Genomic DNA, 15,690 nt, shown 5'->3' on the forward strand with positions numbered 1-15,690 from the left:
CCGGAGGCCGGAACGCCGCCCCGTCCAGAGGACGGGAACGGCGACCCTCATCGGAGGCCGGGACCGGCAACCCTCTCAGGAGCCCGGAACGCCGGCCCCCTCAGAGGCCGGGAACGGCGACCCCTTCCATCAGACCCCGCACCTCGGTCCCCGGGGGCGTCAGCAGGAACACGTTCCGGTCCACCCGGTGCATCCCGCTGGCCAGACCGAAGACCACGCCCGTGCTGAAGTCCAGGACCCGCTTGGCGACTTCGGTCTCCGCGCCGGTCAGGTCGAGGAGCACCGGGACGCCGGACATGAGCGTCTCGGCGACGTCGCGGGCGTCCGCGAAGACGTTCACCCGCAGGACCACGAAGCGGCGCCGCGTCTCGGTCGCGGCCTCGGGGATCGACCGGTGACGGACCGCGGACGGCCAGGCGTCCCGGCCGCGCAACGGAACGACCTGGGCGAGCCCTTCCCACTGTTCATCGGTGACGTCGTGGCCGGTCATCGATCCACCCCGTCCTGGCTCGCACTCGTTGTCTGCACCGGGCAATTCTTACGCATGGTCACCCGTTCGGCCCAACAGCGACACGGTCCGCGAACCCGGACCGGGAGCCGACGCGTGCGGCAAGCTACGCATATACGCCCCTATCCATCCCGCAGCCCGGCAAGCGAGGCCTCCGCATGAGCCTGAGCATCCGCAACCAACTCCCCGGCACCGTCACGTCCGTCACCCCCGGTGAGGTGATGGCGACGGTCAAGGTCCGGCTCGACGCCGGACAGGAGATCACCGCGGCCGTCACCCTGGAAGCCGTACAGGAACTCGGCCTGGCCTCCGGCTCCACCGTGCGGGCCCTCGTCAAGTCCACGGAGGTCTCCCTCGCGACCGGCCCGGTGGACGGGCTGAGCATCCGCAACCAACTGCCGGGCACCGTCACCGACGTCACCTCCGGCGGCGCCATGGCCCGCGTCAAGGTCCGGGTCGCCGGCGGCGAGCTGACCTCCGCGATCACCAAGGACGCCGTCGCGGACCTGGGCCTCGCGGAGGGCTCCGAGGTCGTCGCGCTGATCAAGTCCACCGAGGTGTCGCTGTCCAACGCCTGACGCTCCCCAGCAGGGGCGGACATGCTCTTACTGGCCTCACACCCGACTCTTCACGTCCCGCCGCGCCCCGCTCACCGGCGAGAATTAGCGTTTCGGGCCGTGTACTCGGCAGAAATCACGACGACGCCCGTCCGTCGGCAGACCCCCGCGAAGGTCTCGCCCGGCGGGCCGGCCGCGCGATGGAACCCGGACGAGGCGCCCGCGCAATGGCACCGCGCCCTGACCCTCCTGGCCGACATCAGCCTGTTCATCGGTACGCGCCCGCTGTGGGCGCAGGCCGCGAGCCACCGGCTCCTCGTGGCCGCGGTCGTCTCGCTCTGCTACGCCTCGATCCTGGCGACCGGCGTACTGACCCTCGTCGTGCGCCGGGGCCGCTCGCTGGCCCGGCTCGACCTCGTCGTCCTGGTGACCGCGGTGACGCTCGTGGTGTGCGGACTGGTGATGAACCACCAGGGCAGCGACGAGTCGGTCCTCACCACCCGGGCCGCCCACGAGTTCGTCGCCGGCCACCAGGTCTACGGCCGTCCGTGGCCCTGGCTCTTCGGCCACGGCGTCGCGCTCACCGCGACGATGAACGGCGGCTACGACTACACGTACGGCTATCCGCCGCTCGCGCTCATGCTCACCGCTCCGCTGCTGTGGGTCGGACACGGTTCGGCCGCCGCCACGATGGTCGGCACCGGCGCCCTGATCGCGGGCGCCGCCGTCATGTGGCGGATGCTGCCGGTGCCGTGGCGGTCCGCCGCGACGCTGTCCTGCCTCGGCTTCGGTCTGCTGCCGACGTACGCGCGGCTCGGCTACCCGGCGGTCCTCGCCTGCGCCCTGCTCGTCCCGGTGGTGATCGGATGGCCGCGCACGGGCCGCGGAGGCCGGGCCGACATCCTGCGGGCGGTCTGCCTCGGGGCGGCCTGCGCCGCGCAGCAACTTCCCTGGTTCCTCGCGCCGTTCCTGCTGGCCGGGGTGTACGCGCTGCGCCGCGGCGACCTGGGCGCGCGGGCGGCGGCGATGGCGGTGGGCCGGATCGTGGGCGTCGCCGCCACCACCTGGCTGCTGATCAACGCGTACTTCGTCGTGAGCGAGCCGCGGGCCTGGCTCTCCGGGATCGCCCTGCCCCTCACCCAGGACGCGGACATCCACGGACAGGGCCTGGTCGGCATCTCGCTGTATCTCACCGACGGCAGCGACCGCCTCGCCTGGTACGCGCACGCGAGCCTGCTGCTGGCCGCGGGTCTGCTGGCGCTGTTCGTGCTGTTCGTACGGCGGCTGGGGCCGGCGGCGACGGTGCTGCCCTGGTGCGCCTTCTACGCGGCGACCCGTTCACAGGACGGCTACTACCTGCTGATGACACCGCTGTGGGTGGCCGCCGTGATCACCGCGCCCTGGCAGTCCTTCCGCACCGCGTGGCAGCCCCGTCCGGCCTTTCTGCGCGGTCCGCACCGACGCGGGGTCCGGGTGGCCGCGGTCGCCCTGCTGCTGGCCCCGTCGGTGATCGCGGTGAGCCTGGCGGCCACCGGGTCACCGCCGCTGCGCATGCGGGTCACCGAGGCCCGCCGCGCCGCCCATTCCCTGACCGGACTCACGGTCGGCGTCACCAACCTCGGTGCCGAGGCGCTGAGTCCGCACTTCACGCTGACCACGGGCCAGGGCATGAGCCGCTACTGGTCGGTGATCTCCGGCCCCGCCACCCTGGCCGGCCACGCCTTCGGCCGCTACGAACTCCGGCCCCCCGACGGCAGGTTCACACTCCCGCGTGCCGGCGTCCGCATGCGCCTGCGCGCCGTCTCGGCGTCCCCGATGACCCTGTCGAGCACGGACCTCCATCTGCCGACGACCCGGCCCTGAGCGCCGCGCACGCTTCTCTCGCCGGCCCCGCCCGCCTTCTGGTGCATGCGAGGCGGACGTGCTGGAATGACCCGGCTCACGACTCCCGACTCCCGACTCCCTGGGACGGTGAAGCCCCATGCCGGAACCGTCGGACCTCCCACCACGCTCGGACTTCGCGCATCGACCGGACTTCGCGCACCTCAAAGGGGTCGCGTTCGTCTCCGGCGGCACCGGCGGGATCGGCGCGGCGATCGTGCGGACACTCGCCGAGCGGGGCAGCGACGTCGTGTTCACGTACCGCTCCGACCGGGCGGCCGCCGACACGCTCGCCGCGCGGACCGAGGAGGAGTTCGCTCAGCGGGGACGCCGAGTACGCGCGCTGCGGCTCGACTTGAGCGAGGAGCGGGCCGTCGCCGCCGCCGTGACCGAGACGGCCGCCGCGCTCGGCGGACTGCACACCCTCGTCCACGCGGCGGGCCCGCACGTGCCGATGGTGCACCTGAGCAGGGTCACGCCGAGCGCGTTCCGTGCCCAGCTCGACGCGGACGCGGGCGCGTTCTTCAACCTGGTGCATCCCGCCCTGCCGCCGCTGCGGGAGAGCCGGGGCAGCGTCGTCGCCGTCACCACCGTGGCCACCCGCCGGTATCCGGTGCGCGACGGGCTCTCCTCGGGGCCCAAGGGAGCGGTCGAGGCGGTCGCCCGCGCCCTGGCCGCCGAGGAAGGGCGCTACGGCGTCCGGGTGAACTGCGTCGGACCCGGCATGCTGACCGACGGCATCGCGGCCCGGCTGATCGGTTCCGGCGAACTCGACGACGCGGCACTGGAGATCACCCGCCGCAACACCCCGCTGCGCCGCTTCGGCACCGCGTGGGACGTAGCGGAGGCCGTCGCGTTCCTGGCCTCGGACAGCGCGGGCTTCATCACCGGGCAGGCGCTGGGGGTGGACGGCGGGTACAGCGTGTGAGGGACGCCGGATCACGCCCGGACGGGCCTAGCCGATCTCGACCACCCGGGCCCATGCGGGCGGCGCGTCGGGCACGTAGTCGGGATCGTCCTCGTCCCAGGAGCCGTCCCCGCGCGGGAACAGGCCGACGATCGTACGGCACGGGGGCCGCGATTCCGGCCACGGGGTCTGTCCGTCGGTCAGGACCACCACGACGTCGGGGCAGGGCCGGGCCCGTAGCGCCGCGGTGAAACCCGAGCGCAGATCCGTACCGCCGCCGCCCAGGAGCGGGATCCCCTCGGCCCGGCACAGGGGGTGCGCGACCCCCGCCGCCGCGTCGCACGAGACCACCGTGACCAGGTCGCGGCGGCCGCCCACGGCACGGGAGATCGCGGCGACCTCCAGAAGGGCGCTGCCCAGTTCGGCGTCGCTGACCGATCCGGAGGTGTCGATGACGACCGACACCCTCGGCGGTCTGCGGCGCAGACTCGGCAGGACGACACCGGGCAACGAGACCGAGCGGCGCGACGGCCGGCCGTAGGTGTAGTCCTCCCCGGCACCGGGCCCGGAGGCCGCCGAGCGCACGGCGGCCCCCAGCAACTCCCGCCACGGCTGCGGCTGGTGGAAGGCCTCCTCCGCCCAGCGTTCCCAGCCGGCCGGACTGCGCCCGGGCCGCGCCTTGATGCCCTGCGCGACCCGAAAGCGGACCGCGTCGCGTTCCTGCGCGCTGAGGCCGTGCGCGCCGTCGGGTCCGAGGTCCCACTCGCGTTCGCGTCCGTCGGCGCCACTGCCGCAGTCCAGCCAGGCCAGGCTCTGTGTGCTCGGCCCGAGCCGGAACTGGCGGAGGTAGTCCTCCATCAGCTCCCCGGGGGGAAGGTTCAGGAACTGCGGGGTGACGGCGCCCTCGGGCCGGACGAGCCCGGTCCCGAATGCGTCGTCGTTGATCTCGCAGTCGGCGGCGATGTTCATCCGCAGGCGCTCCGCCGGGCCGGTGAGCCCGTGTCGGCGGGCGAACCGCTCGCTGCGCCCGTGGTGGTCGCGCAGCAGGTGCGACACCTCGTGCACCCAGACCCCGGCCAGGTCCTCGACGGGAGTGCGGTCCACGAAGGCGGGCGAGACGTAGCACCGCCAGTGCCGGTCGACGGCCATCGTCGGCACCCACCGCGACTCGACGGTGTGGAGGGCGAACAGCGCCGTCGCCAGATAGGGCCGGGCCCGCACCGCGTGCAGCCGGGCGGCGTAGAGCTTGTCCAGGTCGAGGGTCCCGGGTGCGGTCCCGGTCGTCGCGGTCATCGGCGCGCCTCGGCGGCGACCGCGACGCGGGCCGCCGCTTCGTCCGCGCGCCGGGACAGGGCCACCGCCCCGGCCAGCCGCTCGATGGACGCCGGGACGTCCCAGTCCTCCCGGCGCAGCGTCGCGAGGGTCGTCGCGGGAACGACCACCAGGTCCGGGGCGCCGGTGTCCAGGGCCCGTACGAGGAGCGCCCAGGCGGCGTCCCAGCGGGCCCGGTCGGGCCGCTCGCGGACCGCGGCCACGACGCCGTCGAGGACGGCCTGGCGCAGGTCCCCCCGCTCGGGCAGGACGGCGGCCGCCGGGTCGGCGAGCAGGGTCTCGGGGTCGGGCAGGTCCATGCGGTCCACGCACGCCAGCAGTTCCAGTCCGGGGCCGTCACCGACGGCACCTCTGACCAGCAGGGAGAGCACCTCCCGGGAGGAACCCGCGGCGTGGGCGAAAGCGACGAGCCGCACGGTCGTCTCCCAGCTCCTGGGTGAGGGCCAGGCACCGCCGCGCCGGGTCTCGCCGCCGGGCAGCCGGTGGACGAGTGCGGGACGTGCGGCGAGGAGCCCGCACACCGCGCGCCGGGCGAAGTCCACGGCCTCCGGGAGCCGGTCGGGGTCGAGCCGTGGCAGGGTCGCCCGCGGCCAGGTGCCACCGAGTCCGCGTACGACGACCTCGTGGTCGTGGGCCCACTGGAGATGGACGAACCGGTTGGCCAGCGGCGGACTCAGTTCCCAGCCGTCGGCCGCCGAGGAGCGCGGGTTCGCGGCGGCCACGATCCTCACTCCGGGCGGCAGTCGAAGGGCCCCGATGCGCCGCTCCAGGACGAGTCGGAGCAACGCGGCCTGAACCGCCGGGGGCGCGGTGGACAGTTCGTCCAGGAACAGCAGCCCGCGGCCGGCCCGTACGAGCCGCACCGCCCAGTCCGGCGGGGCCATGGGCACGCCCTGCTCGGCGGGGTCGTCGCCGAGGACGGGCAGTCCCGAGAAGTCGGAGGGTTCGTGGACGCTGGCGATCACCGTGGTCAGGGGCAGGTCCAGGGTCTCGGCGAGCTGGGTCAGGGCCGCGGTCTTGCCGATCCCGGGTTCGCCCCACAGGAGTACGGGCAGATCGGCGGCGACGGCGAGGGTCAGCGCTTCGAGCTGGCTGTCCGGGCGCGGCTCGGTCCCGGTGGCGCGGAGCAGGGCCGACAGGGCGTCGGCCACGTCGAGTTGAGTGGGTCCGGCCGGGGCCGCGAGGGTGTCGGCTTCGCCGTGCGCGTGGGCCTCGGCCGGGGCGAGCGGGGTGCTGGTGGGCATGTCTGATCACCTTTGGGTTCGTGAACGGGCCGCCCGGACACGGGGCTTGGCCCCGGGGGCGGTCAACTGGCTTTCGGTGAGCGATGGACGGGCGGTCAGCGGACCGTCGTGTCACGCGGGTGGGAGCGATGACCGCGAGGCCGGGCGGGCCCCGGAGTGAGTCGGTCGGGTCCGGGCCCGGTGAGTCCGGCCCTGAACAGTCCGTAGGTGAGACGTCGCCGCGCGGCCGCCTGGAGTTCGTCCCGCAGGGCGCCGCCGCGCAGCACCGCGTCGGGGCCGAGGAGTCCCTCGACGACGGCCAGCGCGCCGGCGGTGTCGCCGTGCCGCAGCCGTTCTCGGACACCGGAGAGACACTGCGGCCGCCGGTGCGCCTCGTCGATCGCCCGGAGGCAGGGAAGGGGGGTGCCGGTCAGGGCGACCAGCAGCTCCTCCCTGCGGATCTCGGCCGGATCGTGGTCGAGCGGCGCGAGCATGCCGTCCACGAGGCCGATCCGGTGCCGGGCTCCCCGGCATTCCACGAAGCGCGCCGCGCCCGCCGCCACGGGCCCGTCGGGTCCCGCGGGGCGCGCGTGCCCGTCGGCTCCGGAGTCGCCGTGTTCCGGTGCCAGCGCGGAGGCGACCAGCGGATGCAGTCGCCCGGGTTCGACGGCGCCGGCGCGGAGCAGTGCCAGGTCGGGCGGTATCCAGGTCGCGGCGTCGGGCAGGGCCGGGACCGCGAGATCGCCACCGCCCGCGCGGTCGGGCGCGTCCGTGATCCGCAGGGCGGGCGGCCCGACGCGTGCCGGGTCCGCGACCAGCTCCAGGAGCAGCCACCGGCCGGTTCCGAGCCGCACGGTGACGGAGCCGGCCGTACGCCCCTGGTCGCGCAGCACGATCGCCGCCTCGTCGGCCCATCGGGCGACGGCGCAGCCGAGGTCCTGGAGCACCGGCCAGGGCACCGCGTCGTGGCCGAGGTCCCTGGGGGCCGGCCCCGGCGGGTCCCCTCTCCCCGAACGGTCGTCGCCCGCGGTCAGGTCGGCTCCGGAACGGACGCGCAGCTCGTCGGTCCTGCGGGTGTCCCACAGGTGCCGGTGCAGGTCCAGGCGGTACCGGCGGCTGGGACGGGGGTGCGGATGGCGGCGGGCGCCGGTGTCGAAGGAGAACCGCTCGCGGGACGCGCCGGGAGCTCCGTCCCAGAGCGCCAGGCTCATCCGCTGGCCGCCGTCCGCCCAGGCCGGCGGCGTACGGACCACGAGGTGCACGGGTCGTACGGGATCGGTGTCGTCCCGCCCGGGGTCACGCTCGTACCGGGCCAGGGTCATGGTGAGGCCCGGCCGCAGCAGCCCGTCGGGGGCCACTCTCGGCATGTGCCAGCGCAGCAGGTCGGGAGCCAGATGACGCAGATCGCGGCGGATTCGGGAGGTCAGTTCGCGGCCGTGCGTACGTGCCAGCGAACGCAGATCGAGGTCGATATCGACACCGGCGGCGGCACACGCCCCCGCCCAGTCCCCCTGACGGCGGCGGACGGTCGCGGTCTCGATCATGGTGGGCGGCACGGCGAAGTCACGCACGCGCGGCCAGAAGGAGAGGAGGGAATCCTCGTACGCGGTCGAAGTGAGCATCAGCACTCACCTTGCGCGGACGGGTCCCCCAATCTGATCAGGGAGGAAGTCATCGCGGGGAGCGTAACCCGACGCCGACGATCTGTCAGGTGCTTTCGTCCCGGACGTCCTCCGGCGCCCGCCGACGGGGGTCGACGGACGCCGGAGGACGTCGGAGAACGTTCGCGGAGCTCGGCGTCCGCGGAGTGCGGCCGCGCCGGAAACCGATGGATCAGGCCGGACTCCTGGCTTCCGGGGGCCCCGCCACAGGTCCGTCGCCGGAGCCGATCAGGTGCGGGGTGCCGTCGTCGTCGAGGAACTCGACGATCGCCAGGGCCAGCAGCGCCAGCAGGGCGATCCAGATGGTGACGGCGGCCGTGGGGTAGTTCCAGACGAGCAGGACGGCGGCGGCGACCGCGACGACGGTCCAGTTCAGCCAGGTCTTGGCCCGGTGCACCCAGGCGCCGACCGCGCCCAGTTCGGCCCCGCTGGCCGTCCGCACGGCACCGATGCCACCCTTCCAGGCGGCGAGGACCCGCGAGGCCGCCCGGCCGCTGCCGGTCAGCCAGGCCGCCAGCGCCACGACGACGCCGATGGTGATGACGAGCCGTACCGACGTCCGCAGATAGCGCACCAGGGTGTCGAAGACCGATCCGGCGGCGGGCTGGGAGACGTCCGACGGCAGTCCGTCCAGATAGATCTCCCGGAAGATCCACAGCGCAATGCCGAGGACCGCGGCCCCGGCCGCCACCAGGAGCGCCGCCGTGACGAGGGCGCGGCGTCTGCGGACGGCGAGCAGCACACCGGCCGCCGCCAGCAGGAGCGTCAGCACCGGCAGCCAGAATCCGACGAGTTCGAGCAGCCGGTAGATCTTCTTGGCCTTGCCGATGGAGTCGGAGGTCATCACCGTGAAGTTGGTGTGCACCTGGGGGATCTTCGCGGCGACGCCGAGCCCCTGGTCGACGAGGGACTGCTTGACCTGGTCGATGACGGGGGCGAGGTCGATGACGACGGCGTCGTTGGTCAGTTTCACCGCCCCGCCGCCCTTGCCGGTCAGCGCCTTGTCGACGGCGGCATGGGCTTTGCGGTTCAGCTCGGTCCACAGGGTGGCGAACGCGTCGCTGCTGACGAACTTGAGGGCCACGGTGTGCACGAAGTCGGTGAGGCCGCTGGTGATCGGACCGCTCAGTGGCCCGATCGCCTTGGTCAGTGCGGGCCGGTCGGCCGGGGCGGCGGATTCGAGCAGCGTCTTGACGTCGACGTGCTGCATGACCGCTTTGGTCACCCGGTTGGCGACGGCGTCCTGGACGTCCTTGTCGGAGGCGAGCGGCTTCATGGTCGCCACGTAGCGGTCGGTGTTCCCGATCAGGTCGCTCGACCAGGCAGCCACCGCGCTCAGCGGGGTGAGCAGGGCCGCGAGAAGGATCAGGACGACCGCGAAGGTCGACCGGACGCGGTGGTGCTCGGCTCTCGGCGGACGCTTCTCCAGTTCGGCGACGCGGGCCCGCAGTTCGGCCAGCTCGCGCGCGTCCGCGGCGCCGCCGTTCGCCCCGGCACCGCCGCTCACGTCTCCGGTGCTCACGTCGTCTCCGGGTCGTCGAGGGAGCCGGCGGCGCCTCGCGCGGACCCACCTGCTCGCGTCCGGTCGGTCACGTCATCCATGGCGTGTCTCGCTCCACTCGGCGGAGGGGCCGCGTCAGCGCGGCTGTCGGCTGTCGGGCCGGTAGGTGGCCAGCGCCCAGATGACGAAGACGTCGATGGCCAGCAGGATGACCGACCAGATCGGCGCGTACGGCAGGAACATGAACTGGAAGAGCATGCTCAGCGAGGCCAGCACGATGCCGGTGACCCGGGCCCACGCGGCGTCCTTGAGGATCCCCCAGCCGGTGACGGCGGCGATCGCGCCGAGGATCAGCAGGATCCAGCCCCAGCCGGTGAGGTTGATCCGGTAGACGTAGTCGTTCACGCGCGTGTAGACGTCGTCCTTGGCGAGCGCGGAGATGCCCTGGAGGATGTTGAGGCCCCCGTTCACCAGCATGAGGACACCGGCGAAGGTGACTCCGCCGGCCGCCCAGCCGCTGCTGCCGGAGGGCGGCGGTCCCATGCCTCCCGCGGCGGGAGCGGCACCGGACCACTGGTCTCCCCACAGCGGCATGTCTCCGCCGCTGGGCTGGGATCCCGTGCCGCCGCCGGGCGGGGATCCCGTGCCACCACCGGGCGGGGGGCCCGGAGGTCTCGAAGAATCCTGGCTCATGCTCGACCACCTCGCTGCGCTGTCGGCCGCCGGCCGTCCCCGTGCCGGAAGCACCGGGGAGTTCGAGCGTCCGCCCGCCACGCTTCCCCCGCCACGGGGGCTCCACTGATCGGGTGACGGTCCCGACGGCGGTTTCCGCCCCGCGCTGCCCCGGGGCGGAAACCGGCGAGCTAGGCGACAGGCGCCCCGTTCTGCTCCGCCACGAGATCCAGCGCGCGCCCCAGCGTCGTCAGCCGCTCGTCCAGAGTCGCGCCGGCGGGATAGAAGCGGACCGTGTCGACACCCGCGGCGCGCCAGACCCGGAGCCGCTCGCGGACCATGTCCTCGGTGCCGATCAAGGTGGTGCCGAGGACCATCTCGTCGGTCACGAGCCCGGCGGCGCCGTCCCGGTCCCCGGCCTGCCAGCGCGCGTGGATCTCGGCGGCGATCTCCGCCCAGCCCTGCCTGCTGTAGGCGGCGTTGTAGAAGTTGGTGGTGGCGGAGCCCATTCCGCCGAGGCTGAAGGCGAGTTCCTTCTTCCGGCCCGCGACCATGGCGCGCAGCGCGTCCTCGTCCTCCGCGAAGGCCACTTCGGCGCCCTGGCAGATGTCGAGGTCGGCGCGGTCGCGGCCGGACGCGGCGAGGCCCGCGTCCAGGTGATCGAAGTACGCCTCCTTGGCGCCCTCGGGCACGAAGCTGGTGCCGAGCCAGCCGTCGGCGATCTCGCCCGTCAGGTGCAGCATCTTCGGCGACAGCGTGGCGAGGTAGACGGGCAGGTCGTGCTCGGCCCGCATCGACATCCGCATGGGCCGGGCCTCACCACCGGGCAGCGGGATCGTGAACTCCCTTCCCTCGTACGAGAGTTTCTCCCCCGCGGCGGCCTGCCGGACGATCTCCACGGTCTCCCGCATCCGGGACAGCGGACGGGCGAACGGAACTCCGTGCAGCCCCTCGATCACCTGGGGCCCGGACGGCCCGAGGCCGAGGAGGAAGCGCCCGTCGGACAGGTTGGAGAGCGTGATCGCGGCGCGGGCGATGGCCGACGGGGTGCGCGTGCCGAGCTGGATGATCCCGGAGCCGAGCAGCAGCCGCTCGGTCCTCGCCGCCAAGTAGCCCAGAGGGGAGGGGGCTTCGGATCCCCAGGCCTCCGCGACCCAGCAGATGTCCATGCCGAGCTTCTCGGCCTCGACCACGAAGTCGACGGTCTCCCGCCAGTCGCCCGCCGACGCCTCGATCGTCGTGGAGGTCCGCATCACGCCCCCGCCCATCACGCCCCCGCCCCTTCCGCGCTCTCGGCCAGCTTCCTGATCGCCGCGACGGTGTCCGTCATGCTCCGTTCGAACTCCCGCAGCCGTACGAACACGATCTTCTGCTCCTTCTCCGGCATCCGGTCGATCGCGAAGGACAGCCCCGAACGGCCCGGCCCCATCCGCATCCACTGGGTCAGCTCCGTACCGTCGTCCACCTCAGCCAGGGTGAACCGCCATACGGCGCTGGGGTGTTCGGGGTCGGCCACGGCCCAGGCGAAGACCCGGCAGGGCTCGCACTCCACGACGTACGAGGTGGTCTCCCACTCCCCCAGCGACTCGTGCCTGCTGCGCCCCACGAAGCGGGCACCGACGCGCGGCGCCGTCACGCCGTCGAGCCACTCGACCGACTGGAGCTCCGCGCTCAGGTCCGGCATCAGCCGGATGTCGGAGACGAGGTCCCACACCCGTCGCGGTGGCGCGTCGATCCGTGTCCGCACATCGACGGTCGGCTGGTCCGCGTAGCGGGCGCCCGTCCACTCCATGAGTCTCCGGCCTTCCTCTCGTCCCCCAGGACCTCACCCATCCCAGGGCTCTGACCTTGAGAGTTGCGTAGATAGACTGTCATGTCAAGGAAAACCGCTCCCGGCGCGGGACCGGAAGCGGGGAGCGGGAAGAGCTCGAAGAGAGCGGAGAAGGGGCGCCAGGACGAACGCTTAAGCCGCGGCGTGGTCAGGCGGTGAAACGCTTCTGGATGTCGGGCCGTTCCGCGAGGTGCGGCGGATAGCCGGGGCCGAGCCGCGGACGGGTGTCCTCGGCCGTCATCGGCTCACCGCACTCGGCGCACACCACGGCGGCCTCGGCCTCGTGCCCGCAACGCTCGTGGTGGAAGACGACCGGCGGGCCCTGCTCACCGCTGAGCCAGCGGTTGCCCCACCTGTTCATGGCGGCCAGCACCCCGAAGAAGTCCCGGCCCATCTCGGTGAGGACGTAGTCGTAGCGGACCGGGTCGGTCTGATACGCCTGCTTCTCCATGAGCCCCTCGTCGACCAGCCGACGGAGCCGGTCGGTCAGCGTGTTGCGCGCGATGCCGAGCTCCTGCTGGAAGGCGTCGAACCGCTTGATCCCGTAGAACGCCTCCCGCAGGACCAGGGGCGTCCACCAGTCGCCGAGCAGGTCCATCGTGCGCGCGATGGAACAGGGCCAGTTCGCAAAAGAAGTCCGCCTCACAGGCCCAGCATACGAAGGTCCCGCAAACGGACCCGGCAGCCCGGAACGGAGGGGGTGCCGCGGCTCGGCGGGGGCCGGTACCGTGACGCCCATGAGCACCGGGGGGAGCTTGCCGGAACAGCCGTCCGACGACGCGACCGTCGTGCGGTACGGGCAGCGGGAGATCACACCCGGCCTGATCGCCACAGCCTTCATATGGTCGATCGCCGCTCTCGGGCTGTCGGCGGCGGCACTGCTCGACGACGACGTGATCCGGTGGCTCCTGGCCTCGGCCGGCGGCCTGTGCGCGCTGTGCGGCCTGTTCCTGCTGATCGGGACCGCGGCCACGTCGGACGACAGGTTCGTCTTCGACGCGACGGGCTGGTGGTCGTTCAGCATGGACGGTGACGCCCTGCTGACCTGGGATTCACTGGCCGGGGTGTGCATCTGCTCCACCGGTGACGCGGCGGCCGAGGGTGGCACCGCGACGCTCGAACTCTTCCCCCGCGAGGACTTCGACCGCGATCACCCCGTGCTGTGGCGCCACGCACGGGACGCCGACCCGCCCGCCGACGGTCTCCCGAGGCTGCGCTACCGCGTCGGGCTCACCACCATGGTCAACGTGACGCCGGACGTCGAACAGGCCTGCTCCCGCTGGGTTCCACCAGACCTCTGGCACGGCAGGAAATGGCAGCCCGCGGGCTACAAGGGCCGCCCCGACCGCGCCGGCCACCGCCGCAGGATGCGGGACCGAGCAAGGAACCCCCTCCGGACGGAGAACCCGACGCCCCCACCCCCACCGCAGGACGCCGCACCGCCCGTCCCTCCGCAGGAGCAGCGCACACCTGGCACGTAGCGTCCGCAACTCCCGGCGAACCCCGACATGCCTCCTGGCCGCGGCCGCTGACGCCGCGTCGGTCAGCCGGACCGTCTAAACCGCCCTGGGTGAGCCACAGTTGTCCCGTCCTGGCGGAACCCCGACTGGTGTCACCACGGGCCCCAGGGATAGCGTGGTTCGCTTGAGCAACCCCTACCTCAACGGGAGTCCCCAGTGAACCGCCCCGCCCGGCTCGTCGTAGCCGCGCTCACCGCATCCACGGCCCTGCTGCTGACCGCCTGCGGCTCGGGAGGGGGCGACGACTCGTCCTCGGACAAGATCAAGGGGGCGGACGCCGACGGCAAGAAGGCCTCGGCGAGCGCGCCCGCTTCCTCTCCGACGGCGCAGGACGGTGCCGGGCGGCCGAAGATCACCCTCTCCAAGGACTTTCAGGCGAACTTCCAGGGCTGGACGAACAGCGATCCGAAACTCCAGGCGATCCTTGACGACGGTCGGGAGGAACTGCGCTCGGAGTACGCCGCGGTCATCGAGGCGAACGTGAATTCCGACGCGGTGGCGTTCTACAACTCGGATGCCACCTTGATCACAGCCCACAAGTGGATCAAGCAGTTCGTCGACGACGACGAGAGTCTGATCGGCAGCGTCACGGCCTTCGACCCCCAGGTCCACATCAACGACACCGGCTCGGGCGTGCTCTTCTACTGCGTCGACGAACGCAAGGCGTCCACGAAGAACCGCAGGACCGCGAAGATCACCACCACGCCCGACAAGCCCGAGAACGTGATCCAGTACCGCAACAGACTGGACAAGAACCCCCAAGGCGTTTGGAAGACCACGTCCTCGACGGTGGTTCCGGGAGCCTGCGGCTGATGAGCTTCGCAGCGAAGACGTGCACGCTGTTGGCCACGTCGGTCTACGCGGTGGTCCTCTCCTCCACAGCGGCTTACGGCGCCATCGGAGACCAGGACAACAAGCCCCCGTCCTCGACACCTTCCGGCGGCGTGTCCGGCAACACGCTGGGGGCCAAGGCCACGTCCACCCAGATCAAGGTCACACAGATCAGCGGTGGCCGCTCACACACGTCGCCCAAGGCCCTCGCCCCCGCGGACCCCAACTGGAAGCCCCCGGCGTGCTGGTACGAACCGGTGGCCACGCCGCAGGCACTGAAGGCGGCGGTGGACCGACTCAAGAAGAACCCCAACACGGACCTGGTACCCGTCACGCCCACGCTGAGCTGGGGCGAGGACCTGATGGTCGACCACTACGAGAAGGGCAAGGCCGAGAACGGCAGCGGGGACGGCTACGAGAACTACAACCTCGGCAAGGACGGCATGTTCTGGCGCGGGGTGATCAATCAGGACAGGGCCGACGACCCCGCGTCGTACGACTGCGAGGACACCCTGTTCTGGCAGAACGCCAGGACGCTCCCCGCCAACCAGCACGCCCCCACCCCTGACGTGCTCGCCGCCTACGCCTACGACAAGATCAAGGTTCCCGGGACCGAGATCGAGCTGAAGCCGGCCGCCAGGTCCACGGTCAACGTGCCGACCTGGGTGTGGCTGGACAAGGGCACCTTCAAGCCGGTCAAGGTCCGCGCCGAGCTGGCGGCCGCGGGAGTGTGGGCGGAGACGACGGCGAGGCCGGTCGCCCTCCACCTGAACCCGGGCACGGGCGACGCCGAGACCTCCCCCGCCTCCGGTGACTGCGCGATCAACGACGACGGCTCCATCGGCACCCCGTACACCAAGGGCGACGCCGGCAGGACCCCACCGTGCGGCATCACCTACCGGCGCGCCACGGACGGAAAGCCCTACCGGCTGAGCGCGTCCATCACCTGGCAGATCTCCTGGCAGGGAAGCGGCGGCGCGGCGGGCGACCTGCCGGACGGCACGTTCGAGACGACCCAGGACATGGACGTGCAGGAGATCCAGTCCATCAACCGCTGATCACAGGGCATTCCGCGGCGGCATCGAGGACACACACCGGAGCAGACAGCGCAGACGACCGGACGGCCCACGCCCGAAAACGATGCGCCGGCCATCCGAAGCCGACCTCCAGGCACCGGTCCCCCGACCAAGCCGACTCCTTGCCCGATCCCCTCCCCTGATCGACACCCTCACCTAGGATGGCGAGAACCATCTCAGCGGCCCGACG

Annotated in this window: 15 protein-coding genes; 6 read left to right on the forward strand and 9 right to left on the reverse strand. The window is 72.4% G+C overall.

What is annotated here, in order from left to right:
• Window positions 1-100: 100 nt before the first annotated feature.
• Window positions 101-490: a cell division protein SepF gene (locus ACZ4TO_RS07800; RefSeq protein ID WP_382797217.1), complete on the reverse strand. Its 390-nt coding sequence runs from the start codon at window positions 488-490 to the stop codon at window positions 101-103.
• 176 nt (window positions 491-666) lie between these two features.
• Between ACZ4TO_RS07800 and ACZ4TO_RS07805 the strand changes: the two genes are divergently transcribed.
• The 3 genes from ACZ4TO_RS07805 to ACZ4TO_RS07815 all read left to right on the forward strand — a co-directional run bounded on the left by ACZ4TO_RS07805 (window position 667) and on the right by ACZ4TO_RS07815 (window position 3,874).
• Window positions 667-1,086, forward strand: coding sequence for a TOBE domain-containing protein (locus ACZ4TO_RS07805; protein WP_382797219.1), 420 nt, complete (start codon window positions 667-669; stop codon window positions 1,084-1,086).
• A gap of 219 nt (window positions 1,087-1,305) precedes the next feature.
• Window positions 1,306-2,928 carry a hypothetical protein gene (locus ACZ4TO_RS07810; RefSeq protein ID WP_385041324.1) on the forward strand — a complete coding sequence of 541 codons (1,623 nt, stop codon included), beginning with the start codon at window positions 1,306-1,308 and terminating at the stop codon, window positions 2,926-2,928.
• Window positions 2,929-3,046: 118 nt separating this feature from the next.
• Entirely contained in the window at window positions 3,047-3,874 is an 828-nt protein-coding gene (locus ACZ4TO_RS07815; protein ID WP_468023706.1) for an SDR family NAD(P)-dependent oxidoreductase, read from the forward strand.
• A 27-nt stretch (window positions 3,875-3,901) separates the two neighbouring features.
• On the opposite strand, the gene ACZ4TO_RS07820 is transcribed toward ACZ4TO_RS07815, so the two are convergent.
• The 8 genes from ACZ4TO_RS07820 to ACZ4TO_RS07855 all read right to left on the reverse strand — a co-directional run bounded on the left by ACZ4TO_RS07820 (window position 3,902) and on the right by ACZ4TO_RS07855 (window position 12,719).
• Window positions 3,902-5,146 (reverse strand): vWA domain-containing protein, encoded by a 1,245-nt coding sequence (locus ACZ4TO_RS07820; protein WP_468023707.1) that lies wholly within the window; start codon window positions 5,144-5,146, stop codon window positions 3,902-3,904.
• Window positions 5,143-6,429 carry an AAA family ATPase gene (locus tag ACZ4TO_RS07825; protein ID WP_385040768.1) on the reverse strand — a complete coding sequence of 429 codons (1,287 nt, stop codon included), beginning with the start codon at window positions 6,427-6,429 and terminating at the stop codon, window positions 5,143-5,145. The genes ACZ4TO_RS07820 and ACZ4TO_RS07825 overlap by 4 nt, the downstream gene beginning before the upstream one ends.
• Window positions 6,430-6,524: 95 nt before the next feature.
• On the reverse strand, window positions 6,525-8,030 hold the full coding sequence (locus ACZ4TO_RS07830) for a hypothetical protein (protein ID WP_468023708.1): 1,506 nt from the start codon (window positions 8,028-8,030) through the stop codon (window positions 6,525-6,527).
• A gap of 211 nt (window positions 8,031-8,241) precedes the next feature.
• On the reverse strand, window positions 8,242-9,591 hold the full coding sequence (locus ACZ4TO_RS07835) for a hypothetical protein (protein ID WP_382797226.1): 1,350 nt from the start codon (window positions 9,589-9,591) through the stop codon (window positions 8,242-8,244).
• A gap of 114 nt (window positions 9,592-9,705) precedes the next feature.
• Window positions 9,706-10,164, reverse strand: a complete 459-nt coding sequence (locus ACZ4TO_RS07840; RefSeq protein WP_382797227.1) for a DUF7144 family membrane protein — start codon at window positions 10,162-10,164, stop codon at window positions 9,706-9,708.
• A 269-nt stretch (window positions 10,165-10,433) separates the two neighbouring features.
• The gene (locus ACZ4TO_RS07845) at window positions 10,434-11,495 is read right to left on the reverse strand and encodes an LLM class flavin-dependent oxidoreductase (protein WP_382797237.1); all 1,062 of its coding nucleotides are present in this window, start codon (window positions 11,493-11,495) and stop codon (window positions 10,434-10,436) included.
• A gap of 14 nt (window positions 11,496-11,509) precedes the next feature.
• On the reverse strand, window positions 11,510-12,034 hold the full coding sequence (locus ACZ4TO_RS07850; RefSeq protein WP_382797228.1) for an SRPBCC family protein: 525 nt from the start codon (window positions 12,032-12,034) through the stop codon (window positions 11,510-11,512).
• Between the two features lie 187 nt (window positions 12,035-12,221).
• Window positions 12,222-12,719, reverse strand: a complete 498-nt coding sequence (locus ACZ4TO_RS07855) for a winged helix-turn-helix transcriptional regulator (RefSeq protein ID WP_468023709.1) — start codon at window positions 12,717-12,719, stop codon at window positions 12,222-12,224.
• Window positions 12,720-12,810: 91 nt separating this feature from the next.
• On the opposite strand from ACZ4TO_RS07855, the gene ACZ4TO_RS07860 reads away from it, so the two are divergent.
• The 3 genes from ACZ4TO_RS07860 to ACZ4TO_RS07870 all read left to right on the forward strand — a co-directional run bounded on the left by ACZ4TO_RS07860 (window position 12,811) and on the right by ACZ4TO_RS07870 (window position 15,482).
• The gene (locus tag ACZ4TO_RS07860) at window positions 12,811-13,554 is read left to right on the forward strand and encodes a hypothetical protein (RefSeq protein WP_468023710.1); all 744 of its coding nucleotides are present in this window, start codon (window positions 12,811-12,813) and stop codon (window positions 13,552-13,554) included.
• A 195-nt stretch (window positions 13,555-13,749) separates the two neighbouring features.
• Window positions 13,750-14,406: a hypothetical protein gene (locus ACZ4TO_RS07865; RefSeq protein WP_468023711.1), complete on the forward strand. Its 657-nt coding sequence runs from the start codon at window positions 13,750-13,752 to the stop codon at window positions 14,404-14,406.
• A complete protein-coding gene (locus ACZ4TO_RS07870) occupies window positions 14,406-15,482 on the forward strand; it encodes a hypothetical protein (RefSeq protein ID WP_468023712.1) in 1,077 nt (358 codons plus the stop codon). The genes ACZ4TO_RS07865 and ACZ4TO_RS07870 overlap by 1 nt, the downstream gene beginning before the upstream one ends.
• Window positions 15,483-15,690: the final 208 nt, after the last annotated feature.

It is taken from the genome of Streptomyces sp. NPDC028298 (assembly GCF_055565895.1).